This window comes from Aliidiomarina sp. (assembly GCF_022565475.1).
Lineage (GTDB): Bacteria > Pseudomonadota > Gammaproteobacteria > Enterobacterales > Alteromonadaceae > Aliidiomarina.
The window spans coordinates 203,502-217,482 of sequence record NZ_JAIUMR010000002.1 but is presented as its reverse complement, the minus strand read 5'-3'; the positions used below and the strand labels follow the sequence as shown (position 1 = coordinate 217,482).

At 52.1% G+C, this 13,981-nt stretch carries 7 protein-coding genes; 4 read left to right on the top strand and 3 right to left on the bottom strand.

Features of this window, described 5'->3' with window-relative positions; all coding sequences use genetic code 11:
- The 4 genes from LAT77_RS02705 to LAT77_RS02690 are packed head-to-tail and all read left to right on the top strand — an operon-like array spanning window position 1 to window position 4,485.
- Window positions 1-561: a cytochrome b gene (locus LAT77_RS02705; RefSeq protein ID WP_290563006.1), complete on the top strand. Its 561-nt coding sequence runs from the start codon at window positions 1-3 to the stop codon at window positions 559-561.
- 15 nt (window positions 562-576) lie between these two features.
- Window positions 577-2,034, top strand: coding sequence for an NAD-dependent succinate-semialdehyde dehydrogenase (locus LAT77_RS02700; protein WP_290563005.1), 1,458 nt, complete (start codon window positions 577-579; stop codon window positions 2,032-2,034).
- 26 nt (window positions 2,035-2,060) lie between these two features.
- Window positions 2,061-2,810 carry a nicotinamide riboside transporter PnuC gene (gene pnuC / locus LAT77_RS02695; protein ID WP_290563004.1) on the top strand — a complete coding sequence of 250 codons (750 nt, stop codon included), beginning with the start codon at window positions 2,061-2,063 and terminating at the stop codon, window positions 2,808-2,810.
- A 4-nt stretch (window positions 2,811-2,814) separates the two neighbouring features.
- On the top strand, window positions 2,815-4,485 hold the full coding sequence (locus tag LAT77_RS02690) for a diguanylate cyclase (RefSeq protein WP_290563003.1): 1,671 nt from the start codon (window positions 2,815-2,817) through the stop codon (window positions 4,483-4,485).
- Here the strand turns inward: LAT77_RS02690 and recD are convergent.
- The 3 genes from recD to recC are packed head-to-tail and all read right to left on the bottom strand — an operon-like array spanning window position 4,459 to window position 13,869.
- On the bottom strand, window positions 4,459-6,471 hold the full coding sequence (gene recD, locus LAT77_RS02685; protein WP_290563002.1) for an exodeoxyribonuclease V subunit alpha: 2,013 nt from the start codon (window positions 6,469-6,471) through the stop codon (window positions 4,459-4,461). The two genes, LAT77_RS02690 and recD, sit on opposite strands and share 27 nt — an antisense overlap.
- Window positions 6,464-10,216, bottom strand: a complete 3,753-nt coding sequence (gene recB, locus LAT77_RS02680) for an exodeoxyribonuclease V subunit beta (protein ID WP_290563001.1) — start codon at window positions 10,214-10,216, stop codon at window positions 6,464-6,466. The genes recD and recB overlap by 8 nt, the downstream gene beginning before the upstream one ends.
- Window positions 10,213-13,869 (bottom strand): exodeoxyribonuclease V subunit gamma, encoded by a 3,657-nt coding sequence (gene recC / locus LAT77_RS02675; RefSeq protein ID WP_290563000.1) that lies wholly within the window; start codon window positions 13,867-13,869, stop codon window positions 10,213-10,215. Before recC ends, recB begins: the two co-directional genes overlap by 4 nt.
- Window positions 13,870-13,981: the final 112 nt, after the last annotated feature.

Here is a 13,981-nt window from a genome sequence, read left to right as displayed (position 1 = left end):
ATGTCGACTATTACTACGTATAGCCTTGCTGCTCGAATCATTCACTGGGCCATGGCACTGCTACTGATTTCGTTGTTACTGGCTGGTTTAGCCATGGTGCAGAGCCTAGAGCCATGGCATCTCACCCTGCTGTCGCTACATAAGTCGTTTGGGGTTATGGCGCTACTACTGGCGATTATCCGGCTAGCACTGCGCTTAAGTCAGCAGCAGCCGGACTTACCTGCCTCGGTGCCGCATTGGCAACAACGCATCGCACAGTTGTCGCATTTCTTTTTATATGCGGCGATGTTCGCGATGCCGTTATCGGGTTACCTCATGCAAAGCGCGGCAGGTCGTCCGGTATCGGTGTTTGGTTGGTTTACCTTGCCGAATATCACACCGATTAGCATGGAGCTGTATGGTTTTCTTCGGGAAATGCATGCGCTGATTGCTTGGGGACTCATTCTCCTTGTATTGGTGCACATCGGCGCGGCACTGCATCACGGTTTAATTAAGCGCGATGGCGTGTTAGAAAGTATGACAGGACTCAATTTTTCAAAAGAACAAAAACCAAAAGACTAACGAGGAGGTGCCAGCATGAGCGACATTCGACCGGACCTGCGCAAATTCATTTATGAGCAGTGCTTGATTAACGGCGAATGGCGATCCGCAGACAGCGGGAAAACAATTGCTGTCACCAACCCAGCCACACAAAAAGTTATCGCCCACGTGCCCAATTGTGGTGCGACTGAAACCGAACGTGCTATTCAGGCAGCAGCCACCGCTCTGCCAGTGTGGCGGCAAAAAACTGCGGCCGAGCGTGCGCAAGTACTGAAACGCTGGCATGCGCTCGTAATGGAACATCAGCAAGCCTTAGGTGAGCTGATGACGCTCGAGCAAGGTAAGCCGGTCGCTGAAGCCAAGGGCGAGATTGCCTATGCCGCCAGCTACATTGAGTGGTTCGCTGAAGAAGCACGGCGTAGTTATGGCGAGACAATTCCTGGCTTAACCGCAAGCCAACGCATTATTGTCACCCGCGAACCCGTGGGCGTCTGTGCAGCGATTACCCCGTGGAATTTTCCAGCGGCGATGATTACCCGAAAAGTTGCACCCGCATTAGCGGTAGGCTGCACGATTGTGGTTAAACCCGCATCGGAAACACCCTTAACTGCCTTGGCACTCGCTGCATTAGCGCAAGAAGCGGGCGTTCCGGCTGGGGTATTTAGTGTGGTTACGGGCGATGCCAAAACCATTGGCGAAGCCTTTACCAGTAGCGAGCTGGTGCGCAAAATCAGCTTTACCGGCTCGACGGCCGTTGGCGCGACGCTGATGGCCGCGTCTGCGCCCAGCCTGAAACGTATTTCCCTTGAGCTTGGCGGTAATGCCCCGTTTATTGTCTTTGACGACGCTGATCTCGACAAAGCGGCGCAAGGTTTAATCGACAGTAAGTTCCGCAACGCAGGGCAAACCTGTGTCTGCGCCAACCGCGTCTATGTCCAGCGCTCAATTGCCGATGCATTCACCCAAAAACTACTCGAAAAAGTGCGAGCTCTGAACGTTGGTAACGGCTTTGACGACGGTGTCACCACTGGTCCGCTGATTTCAGAAAAGGCCGTTGAAAAAGTAGAGAAACACATCGCTGACGCCAAACAGCATGGCGCTGAAGTGGTTTACGGTGGTGCTCGCCATGAGCTTGGCGGCACATGGTTCCAACCGACTGTTTTAAGCAACGGCACGCCCGACATGCTTTGCACCAAAGAAGAAACGTTCGGCCCGGTCGTGCCACTGATTCCTTTTGACAGCGAAGAAGAAGCACTGGGATATGCCAATGCTTCAGAGTTTGGTCTCGCTGCTTATTTTTATGCGCGTGACGCTGGCCGTATTCGCCGAGTCGCCGAAGGCATTGAAGCGGGCATGGTTGGCGTCAATACCGGCCTGATTTCCAATGCCACCGCACCGTTTGGTGGGGTCAAAGCGTCCGGTATGGGCCGTGAAGGCGGCCATCAAGGTTTGGATGAATACACCGAACTTAAGTATGTCTGTATCGACGTGTAGCCACGCCATGGCAAAAAGGACTGAACATGCAGCTGCTCGACAAGTTACTTAACGAATGGGCGCGCCCTTGGGCGGTGATCTGGTTTAGTTGTGGTGTCATTGCGCTCAGTGCTGGTTTTTGGCTGAGTACCGAACGCAGCACTTTTGACGTTATCATGCTCATGGTTGCCATCATTGGCTTAGTCTGTGTGCTTGCCCTCGCGTTTCGCAAAAACAAAGCTGGCAACGGCCTCGGCATGGTCGCGAACTTAGGTGAAAGTATGGTGCAAGGGCGCAGCGGTGCCACCGGCCTTATGCTTGCGCCGCTGTTTTATTTTCTCACCCACCTGTACGCTTTATTCGACTGGCGACGCAACCAAGACGCCAATGGTGATATGCAACCGCGCCAAGCAGGTCTTTCCGTATGGCTGATCACCGGGGTATTTATCGCCATTGGCTTGGCAATTTTTCCGTGGTTAAACGCGCAGTTGCAGCAGTACAGTTTTATTGGCGCTGACACCGATACGGCACTTTCCCTGCTCGGCCTCGATATCTCCTGGTATCAAATTAATGTGCTTGCATTTGTACTCGGGGTGACCGCGCAAACCACCATGATCTTGCGCTATTCGATGAGTTGGCTACTGTGGATTATTGTTAACTTCGTTTGGCTTGCGGTGAACCTCGCCAATAACAATGTGATATTCGCGATTCAAACCATGGTGTATCAAGTGAATGCCTTTTTAGCCTTGTATGGATGGTGGCAATCACAAACATGTGATGAAGCAAAGGATGCATAACCAGATGATATTTCGGCTTTGTTTGCTCGGATTTCTGCTATTTCTCACACTCAGCAGTGGCTCTGCGAATGCGCAGCAATCACCCTATTGGGTAAGCAACAATGTTGAGCAACCCCTGAATGATCATGCATGGATACTGACGGATGCCGACCCGAATATGGCGTTTGCGGACATTCTTGCAGCTTATGAGAATGGCGCGTTTCGGCCGGCGTTGGGTGTTGCGGCCGTTGCTGGAACGACACAATCGACGTGGCTACGCATCGAACTGCTTGCGCAGGACTCCGCGCCGGGAGAATGGGTTTTAGTTTCGCGCGCCATTTCCCAGCGCCACTTGAACATATTTGTGCAAACATCCGACGACCTTCGTATAGTCCGCTCTGGCAAGCAAAGTTCTTACCGAGAAGGACGCGACATCAACTATCGTCATCCAAATATTCGCCTCGATTTAAGCGACACACAACCCACTGTAATTTATCTGCAATACACCGATCCTGTCGGTAGTGTTTTCCCATTACAGCTCACTACCGTCGAACATCTTGAGCATAATAATTTGACCGAGCATTTAGGCTTCGGGATCATTTTCGGCATCGTCATTGGCTTACTACTTTATAATTTTGTACTACTTGTCAATCTACGTGAACCTATGTACGCCTGGTACGTATTTAGCACCAGTGCAGTTCTATTTTTGTTACTCGATGGCACGAGTTTTGGCGTTCAGTATTTATTCCATGAAGGCGTTCAGCCACGCTGGGCTGATCGAACAAGTACAGGTGCACTCTGGGGCTTTGCGGTTGCCTTGTTCTCGCAGAACCTGCTCCATACCAAAAAACATACACCGCGCCTTCACCTACTGGTTAGCGCGTTAGCAGCAATATGTTTTTTAACTTGGGTGAGTCACCAACTCCGCATTGAATGGCTGTCGACCAAACTCTTCGCACCATTTGCCCTCATTGGAATTATCATTCTAGTTATGGTGGCAGTCACTCGCGTCATGCAAGGGAACCGAACCGCGCTGTATTTTTTAATTGGTCATGGTGTTGTTTTCTTAGCGGCGCTGATTATGGTGGCGCGCACGTTAGGTATCATTGACCCCCATGATGTAAACACATATATCTTTCCGGCCGCGGTCGCTTTCGAATGTATAATCTTTTCACTTGCTCTCGCACATCGAATTCAAACCTTGCAGCAAAAACATCAGCTTGCCGTCAGTGCTTCACAGCAAGATCCGTTAACCGGGGTGCTGAATCGACGCGGTTTAGACGCAGCTTTTCAGCACATCAGGGCTAAGAACCATGGCGAAATCGGTTTGATTTTATTAGATTTAAATAAATTTAAAGCTGTGAACGATACACATGGTCACGATGTGGGTGACATTTTGCTACAAACGGTCGCTCAGAGAATTAAACAAGCGGTGCGCGACCATGACCATATCAGTCGTTTGGGCGGCGACGAATACGCCATTCTCATTCACGATGAGGACGCAAAAGCCGCAATCGCTATACTCTCACAACGACTAAATGAATCGTTTACTGCGCCGGTCAACCATCGGGGCTTGGAACTCACAATCGACGCAGCAATTGGATATGCGCATACTCGATCTGCAAGTGACGCTAATTACGCAACCCTTTACCGAACTGCCGATCAAGCGCTATACCGCAGTAAACAACCCGCCTAACCTTTCAATTCGCTGGGTGATCGCTTGGTTCCAGACGCGCTCATTGGGTATCACTAACGTCAATTGTTGTTTGGCGCGAGTGATGCCGGTGTAAATTAGCTCTTTGGTCAGCACAGGCGCGCTACGGTCCGGCAGTATCAGTACCGCATGAGCAAATTCAGAGCCCTGCGATTTATGCACGGTCATGGCATAGGTGGTCTCCACTTGCGACAAACGGCTTGGTAATACCCATCGCACCGTGCCGGGCTCTTGCCCGGGAAATACGACTTTTAATAGGCCGCTTTCGGGATGGGTTAAAGCGATACCAATATCGCCATTATTTAAATTCAAACTGTAATCATTGGCCGTCACCATGACCGGTCGGCCGTGATACCAGTGCTCTGGCGTTTGGCCAAAGTGTCGTGCCACCGCTGTGTTTACGGCTTTTTGGCCATAGGGTCCCGCCCGCAAAGCAGTGAGAAATTGGAACTCACCGTACGCCGACAGCACGCGCAACGCCCACGTATCGGTTTCCTCTGGTGACGGAGTTTCGCCACACACTTTTATAAAGTTGTCGTAGCCACTCAGCAGTTGCGGCGAGAGCCAGTTTGCTGCAACCGCTGCATTCTGTGGCTGCCGAGTTTCCACCACGTGCACGGGAGCAGACGGCATGGCCGCATGAGCCGCTAACACGGCATTCGCAGCCTCCACATCACAGGCATTAACGGCCATTGCTAAATCCGCAATCGCGCCGCTAAAGCGCATGGATTTACGCAACATCACGACATGATCTAAGCGTGTCTGCGAGCCCGCCGTTTGTGTTTCTGCTGGCAGCGGTTCGCCACTGGCCGCTTGTAACCATTGCCAGTGGGCAGCGCTGTAACCACCCTGCTCGGCACCCTCGCAGAGCGCGGCGAGTATCGACCCCGCTTCAACTGGCGCAAGCTGGTCTTTGTCACCAAGGAGAATTAAGCGTGTACTCGGGGCTAAGGCATCTAACAACGCATCGAACATTTCGGTGTCGATCATCGACGCTTCGTCAATGACCACCACATCGTAAGGTAGCGGCATACCTCGATGATGACGGAAATAGCGGCTATTGCGCTGCGAGCCGAGCAAGCGATGTAAGGTCGATGCTTTTGCCGGCAAGATTGTTTGCAGCTGATTAAATTCGTCAGATTGGGTGTCTTGCAACGACTGACTTATTGATTCTTGCATGCGCGCTGCAGCTTTTCCGGTTGGCGCTGCAAGCGCAATCCGCAGGGTTCGTTCCGGTGCGGTGACACGGTGCAATTCAGACAAAGTCGCCAAAACACGCAGCACGGTATAAGTTTTGCCAGTTCCTGGTCCACCGGTAATCACACTAAAACTTTGTTGTGCGGCATTCGCACAGGCTATCCGCTGCCAACTTGGGTGCTCAGTCACATCGGGAATCAGTCGCTCGACGATTGCCTTTATCGTTGCTGCATCGACTTGATCGGCTGACCGCTGCATACGCTCATAGAGCCAATGATTAATGCGTTGTTCGTACGACCAATAGCGGCGTAAAAAGAGCAGCTGCGTGTGTTCGTCATACACCAGTGGGTGCAGCCCTGTGGTTTTTTGTTCAGGTTGCCAAGCACAGGTTTGCCCCTGGCGAGCTTGCTCGAGCCAACGCGTTGATAACAGTTTAAGGTCATTTTCACCAAGTACCTGACATAACAACTCGGTTGGTTTTAATAAGTTTTCCATTACAGTTGAGCTGTGCATTAAATAAGCATTTCGGGCGTCCCACTGTGCTGGAGGAATGTCGAGCGTACGCTGTGGGTCGGTGGCTAGCTCGGCCAATGACAAACAGGTGTGCCCGCGCCCGATTTGGTGCGAAACCAAGGCGGCCATCAAGGCTTCAAAATCACTCGCACCTTGGCGCAGTAACATCATGGCCAAGCTGCGGTCGAGCGGGCGGAGCCAGCCTTGTTCTTGCCACGCAGCTAATACCTCTGCCAATGAAATCTCCAGTTTAGTCATGGGCAACTTCCTGTTCGTTTGAGTGGACTGAGCCCGAATTGAATGCAACGGGTTCGGATGAACCCATAAATAATTCGTCAAGTTGCTCAATTAACGCGAAAGGCACTTGGTCATAGAACGCACCGCGGCTGTCAGCGCGATGACCACGCAAGAACAAATACACCACCCCGCCGACATGCTCTTCATAACGGTAGTTAGCCCCCAAGCGCACTTGCAACAGCTTGTGCAATGCATAGGTGTAAATGACGTATTGCATGTCGTAACGACTGGCCAGAATTTTCTCCCGCAGGGCGGCAAAATGATAAGCACTGTCGTCTTCGCCGAGCCAATTTGACTTGTAATCGGCCACGTAATACTTGCCTTGATACTCGAAAACTAAGTCAATAAAGCCTTTCAGCATGCCGTTGAGGATGTTCTTCTCGAGTTTCGGCCGTGCAAACTGTGGTTGAATCTGGCTTGCGACGAGTTGGTCTAGTTGTAACACGTCAACCCCATGGGCCGGGAACCAAAACTCCGGCTCGGCTTTGTAAACGGTTAAGTCCGCAAGCCGCACGCATGACCCTTCGGCACTCAGCGGGAAGTCACTCTGCAAGTACACGCCCAGCCATTCCTGCAGTTGTTGCGCATAAGGCTGCCAAAAATCACTACGACAACGCCGCTGAATTAACTCCATGCGAGCTTGTTCGTCGTGGGCAACCTCAGCAAAGCCACGTTCTGCGACATCTTCGAGTATATTGTGCAAAAAGGTTCCCGGGCCTGCGCCTTTCGGTAGTATATGAATATGATCGGCGAACTCAGGGCGCTGCTCAGGCATTGCGGTAGTTTCTGTTTCGTCGCCTTGCGCCACGTCAGCTGCACGCGTTTCTTCTAGCACGTTCATTTCTAATGTGGTTTGCGGTGCATGCATTTCCACGCCTGCCTGCAAGGCACTGTAACTTGCGAGCCACCAACGCTCGAGGCGATGATCCTGCGGTAACTTCGCCGCCTGCAAGTTTTGTGCGCTTGGTACCGGCGCGGAATAGCTGATTCGAGTTTCATAAGGCATTGACTGAATCGCTGTATGCACCTGTTTCCAAGCTGCTTCGGCATCCGTAAAGACCGCAGTGTAATCCGCCACTTTGCGTTTGTCACCGGCGCCATATAAGAGGTAAAACAGCGGATTGACATTCGGGTCGCCAACCGCTTGTAAGGTTACGAAGGTCGCGAATTCAGCACGGGTGAGTGCCACGTACATTTTGCGCAGATCTTCGGCGAGTATCTCATCACTAATGCGCTGCACGGCGTCGGCGTTTGATTTGTCCCACGCCACCTGGCGCTGGCGTTGCTCGTCATGATAGCTCTTCGGGAAACGAATTCGGTGCTGTTCAGTCGTGGTGTAGGCCGCAAAAGGCATGAACACCAAAGGATACTGTAACCCTTTAGATTTATGGTAAGTGACCACCTTCACCAGTGCTTGGTCGCTTTCGAGGCGCAGTTGCAGCGACTCAGCATTGGTGCGTTTGCCGCTGCTGCCAAAGCCTCCGCTATAGCTAAACTCATGAACTTGCTCAGCAAAGTAATCCTCGAGACTGGCCATGCCGTCGAGCGCTGCGCTCGCTTGCTGTAATAGCTCGGCTATGTGCAGCACATCGGCTAGCTGTCGTTCTCCATCGCGTTGATTGGCGAGTAGGTATTTCGGTACTGCAAACTCGTGCAAAATGCGATGCAACAGTGCCAGCACACCGCGCTTTTCCCAGAGCTGATGATAGCCATCGAAACGATCCACCATCGCTTCCCAACGCTGCTCGTCTTCTTGCAATAACACCAATTCGGCCAGTGGTAACTGCAGCAACCGACAGGCAATGGCGGCGCGAACGCGTTGCGGGTCACGCGGCTGCGCACAAGCTTGAATAATCAACAGCAGGTCTTTAGCGACCGCCTGTGCATACACAGAGTCACTTTCCGACAAATACACGCTGCGAATACCGCGAAGTGACAATTCACGACGAATTAGCCGTGCTTCGCTAGCATTGCCCACTAACACAGCGATGTCGCTTGGTTGCACCGCTGTACGCTGACCGTCTTGCTGATAAAAACCTGCGCGCTCACTGTTTAATAATTGAGCAATTAGATTGGCATGATAATTTGCAGCTGGGCGCTGATAGTCGCCTTTGGTTTTTACTGGCTCGCTGCCAATTTGCCATTGCAATGCTGCTGCCGGTTCCCCGTCTAAGCCACGAAATTCGAGCTTTTGGCCATTGGCCGCAACTGGCTGAAACGGAATGTCTGGGTATAAAAAGGCACCGCGCTCGCTATTGTTCTCGCTACGGGCAAATAAGTCATTGATTGCTGCAACCATGTTGTGAGAAGAGCGGAAGTTAGTTGCTAACGTGTAATGACGCCCCGCAGTTGCTTCACGGGCTTGCAAGTAGGTAAAAATATCGGCATTTCGAAAGCTGTAAATCGCCTGCTTTGGGTCGCCGATTAAAAAGATCCCTGTGCTAACGTCATTGTCGGCAATACCGTAGATACGGTCGAAAATCTCGTACTGAATGGGGTCGGTGTCTTGGAACTCATCGACCAAGGCAATGGGATATTGTTGCCGAATAGTCGCTGCTAAATCGGCACCGTTTGGCCCACGCAAAGCGTCGCGTAAACGGGTGAGCATGTCGTTATGCCCCATTACGGCAGCTCGCAATTTCAGCTCATTAATGCGGCCATGCAAATAGTCGCGAGCATGCAAGAGCACCATGGACTCAAATTTAGCACTTAAGCCTTTTAATGCTGCGTAGTCAGCGGGCAATTCACTCAGAATAGCGAGACCATCTGGCGCTGCCCCGGCTAATTTCTTCTCGATATCTGCCGGTTTTAGGTATTTTAAATCACTGCCAAGAGACAGTTGCGCTACCTCGCCAGTAACCCAAGCATGCAGAGCTTGCGCTGCGTTTTTGCGGCCTTTATTGCCGCTATCTGGCAGGGCCATAATCGCTTCATAGACACGGGCTGCAATGGTTCGATATTTGTCTCGATAGTCAGTGACCGCCGCTAAATTTTCACTTTCGGCCTGACGATAAGTGTCGACCAGTGACGGGAAATTTGCCGTGCTCGAGCCTTGCTGACTATCGATGAGTTGCCGGCCCACTTTGCGCAGTAGGCGCTCTGGCGTATCCAAAATAGCTAAAACTTGTTCCGCAAGTTCAGGGGCAAGGCCATAAACAAAATGCCGGAAATAGTCCTCTGCTGCCGCAAGCTGCAATTCTTCTTCGTCCGTTTCGACGTCTTGGTCAAATAAACTGCCGCTGGCAAATGCATGCTCGGTGAGCATTTTCTGACACCAACCATGAATGGTGCTTACCGAGGCTTCGTCCATGGATTGAGCTGCAAGTTCGAGCTGCCGCGCATACGTGGATAACGCACCAGCGCCTGCGGTTGCAAGGCAGTCTTGTTTGAGCTCGAGTAAAAACTTATCGCTGCTGTCGTGGTCAGTGTGGCGAAAATAAGTCGCTGCTTCACTGAGTCGAGCGCGAATACGGTCGGCGAGCTCGGCGGTTGCGGCTCGGGTAAAGGTCATGACCAAAATTTGTTTCGGTTGCAACGCGCGCTCAAACGCTGTCGCAGGCTGGCCTTGCTCGCCAGTTTGGCCATGTTTAAGTACCAAACGTACAAACAAAGCGGCGATGGTGTAGGTTTTGCCGGTACCTGCACTGGCCTCAATTAAACGGCTGCCATGCAATGGAAACGTCAAGGGATCAAGAATATGGCTCATGAAGCATCTCCTTTGCTATCTGTTTTGCTATCTGCTTGCTCGGCGAAATCCGATTCTGGAAGGGCAAACTCAATAGGCTGCCCGTGTTTTAACCGCACAAATGGCCCGTAAACACGTTCGAGTAACTGCCAAAAGCTATCGCTAGCCAACATGGTTGCCGCATCACTTTCAATGCGACCGGCGTAGCGCCAAGCACTTAAATCACCTGCCGATGAGCTGTCGATAGTCTCAAGCACTTTCTCATTGGCGATGTCTATGGCTTCCTCGGCGCTCACTGGAGCAGTGTTTTGTTTGCCTTTTGCGTTCGGCTTGCTGCCGGAAATGGCTTGGGTATAGGTTTCCAACCAGCTCAGCGCCAGTTCGCCAACTGTACCGCATGGTGAGCTGAGCTGACGACGAAGCTCGCTCAGCAGCTCCGTGATCACGTTGACGGACTGGTCGCGATTTAATGGTGGCAATTCCAATGTCTTCACATTGCCATATTGATCGGGCGCAAATAGGGCCACCGTGGTCACACGGTTACCGCTCACAAGGCTAAGCAGGAGGTGTTTCACGTACGGCAAAAACTCATGTTTTTCGCTCAGCCTGCTGCTCGACACCAACAACTGTAATTGTTCGCCGAGTTCGTTCTGATACAGCTGCTGTGCCACATCTCGCAGCACAAACTCGCCCCAAACATAGTCAAGTTCGCGGTCCGGAACCGCTATTGGATAGGCTTGCAATAAAGCTGCTGCATGTTGCAACTGCGGTGTGACTTTATCAAATAAACGGTTCGCTAAAACCGTTGTCATCGGTTCGACGCCAAGCCGGCCTTCACGCTGCATGCGCGCCAATTGCGGTTGCAAGGTTGTTTGCAGCGATTCCAAGTCTTCCAGTTCGGCAAGTTGCTCGGGCGTGTGCGCATGAATGTGTTGCAGCCAAGTTAAACTGCCAGCCAGCAGCTCTTCTTTGATTTGCCATGCACTGATACCGTCTAAGGAAAACGCTTCGCTGTCATTGGTTTGGTTTTCATCACTGACAAAATAGGTGTCGAGCCGGTAGTTAAAAAACGGCTGCGCAGGCTCGCGCAAGAACTTCACCAGATCACGCACGTTTAGCACACGTTGTTCTTGGGCATCGGCTTGCCATGGCGGCACGTCGAGCTGCTGATCAGCGCTGTCGGTATGCGCCGCAAGCCATTCATGCATGTAGGTAAAATACGGCGGCTGTGGGGTGCTGTATTGCAAATATAACGGGTTAAACGCTTGCAGTTTATGCTCGCAGGTGAGGTTAGCAAGTAAGTCCTTACTTTCGCCCGAGGCTCTTTCTAGTCGCCACCCTTGTTGAATATGTTCGCGCAATTGGGCAATCAGCACCGACGGCGGCCATTCACTATTATCTTGCGCACTGTGACCTACCCAACTCATGGAAAAACAATCACGCGCCGATAGTAAGGCCTCGAGGAACAAGTAGCGGTCGTCATCACGACGCGCCCGATCACCAGGCCGATAGCGCTCGACCATTAAATCAAAGTCAGAGCTAGGTTGCCGCCGCGGATAGGCGTCGTCATTCATGCCGAGGACATAGATGTGGCGAAATGGTATCGCCCGCATTGGCATCAGTGTGGCGAAGTTCACCGCGCCAGCCAAAAAGCGTTGATTCAAATTCGGTTGGTCTACTTGCGACATCCAGCTTTCTTTGAAAATACTCAGCTCTAAATCTGCCGTTAGGCCGCTCTCGCTGACAACCTCTTGCAAGCTCTCGAGCACTTGCTGCAATTGTGTCAACAACACTTGTTCGTCATCATCGGTGGCAGCAAAGAAGCGTGCTAGCAAGTGCCCAGCGTGCTGTGCCCATGCGACCATGGCGTGACGCTGCTGAGTGAGATGCCACCATTGGTTTAATGCTTCAATGAGGCTAGCGAGCTTACCGACCGCATCGGCGCTGAGGCCAGCGACTTCATGGTACGGTTCGATATCGTGCCAACGCGCTTGTTCTTCACTAGCAGGCCGGCCGATGGCATAGCCGAACACCATGCGCTCAAGCGCAAACCACCAACTATTTGTGGCAGTTTGCTCTGGCATACCAAACTGTGCACGGTGTTGTGCGTCTAGCCCCCAACGTGCACCGGCGTCATCGAGCCAGCGTTGTACTTCAATGATTTCTTGCTGGCTGAAACCGAAGCGCTGCTGCAACGCCGGTACGCTCAGTAATGAAAAGACATCCGCTTGGGTCACCCGCGACTGTTCCAGGCTTAATAGCAATTCCAATGCCACCATGAGCGGCTGTTGATGACGCTGGCCTTGGTCTGCGATGGTAAAAGGAATGTGGCGTGGGTCTTGTCGATCAAGCCGCCCGAACACTGCCTGCACATGCGGTGCATAGGCATTCACGTCAGGTACCATGACCATGATGTCGCGCGGGCGTAGCTCTTTGTCATTGGCAAAAGCCGCCAGGAGTTGGTCATGCAACACTTCAACTTCACGCTGAATACTGTGGCAATTATGGAACTGCAACGAACGATCGTGTGCTGCAACCGGCGGCCAATGCTCTTGAGTTTCATGCAAAGGACGTAAATTCAGCACGTCATTTTGTAACTGTTGCAGTAAGTTTTCCGCCGGAGTTTCGTCGAAGAGCTCAAAACGGATGCTTTCGAACGCTTCTTGTTTGGCGAGGGTTTCGTCATACAGGTCAAGCAAATGAATATAGTCACGACCTTGCTTGCCCCAGGCAGCCAGTAACGGCTGCGCATGATGATGCAGCTCATCATCGGCGATGTCTTCAGCCATGTCGGCTTTTAATTCGTGACGGCGTGGCGCCTGCTTGAGCACCTGTTTCAGCGCCTCTTTACCGTCGACAATATTAGCCCAGTAATGCTGACACGGGTTGTGGACACACAGGACCACTTGGGTAAAGCCCTTTATGGCGTCGAGCACTTCGAGAGTCTGCTGCGGCAAGCTGGAAATACCAAAAATAAGTAGCCGCGGAGGCATGTTTGCGGGACGTTGGGTGAGTGCCTTCGCCTTCTGGGTAAACTGCCGATGCAGCTCAGCCCGGTTGGTCCAAAAATGTTCCGGTCCAATGTCGGTGACGAGCGCGCGCCACAATTGCGGTTGCCAAAGGTCTTTCTCCGGAACCGGCTGCCTGTCGTTATCGAGAAAGTCGCGACCAGCGCTCCAGTGATCAAGCCAGTCCGCACGATAGTTTTGGTATTGGTCGAAAAGGTCGGCAATGCGCTGGCTTAGCTGAAACAGTTTGCGTTGATCATCCTGTTGACTTGGCTGGGCCGCACTGGCGCCAAGATAATTCGCCAATGAGCTAAAAACACCGTCCTGATTTGCCGCGACCAGCTTGGGCAAAATGCGCATAATCCGCCAAGTTAAGCGGTCTTTGTCAAACGGTGACTCTTTTGGAATGCTATCGCCAAGCACGGCTCGGTAGGCTTTCCAAACAAAGCGAGCAGGCAAGGTTACGTTCAGCATGGCCGCAATACCATTGGCTTCGGCCAAATTGATTTTCAGCCACTGGGCAATACCGTTGCTTTGCACCAGCACGGTCTCTTCCTCGAGCGGCGCCAGCGGATAATTCGCCATAAAAGTCACCGCTACCGAGGTTAAGTCCTCGAGACGATGACTGTGTGCGACGACCAAGCCGGGTACAAGTTCCTGCTGCATGCGTTGTCCTTATCAGTTCACCTACCGTTAGTTTTACCACGACCAGCAAAACCACTCTAGCGCCAACCTTCGTTTTACGCTAAATGTTATAGTAACATTCTGCAACGACAGT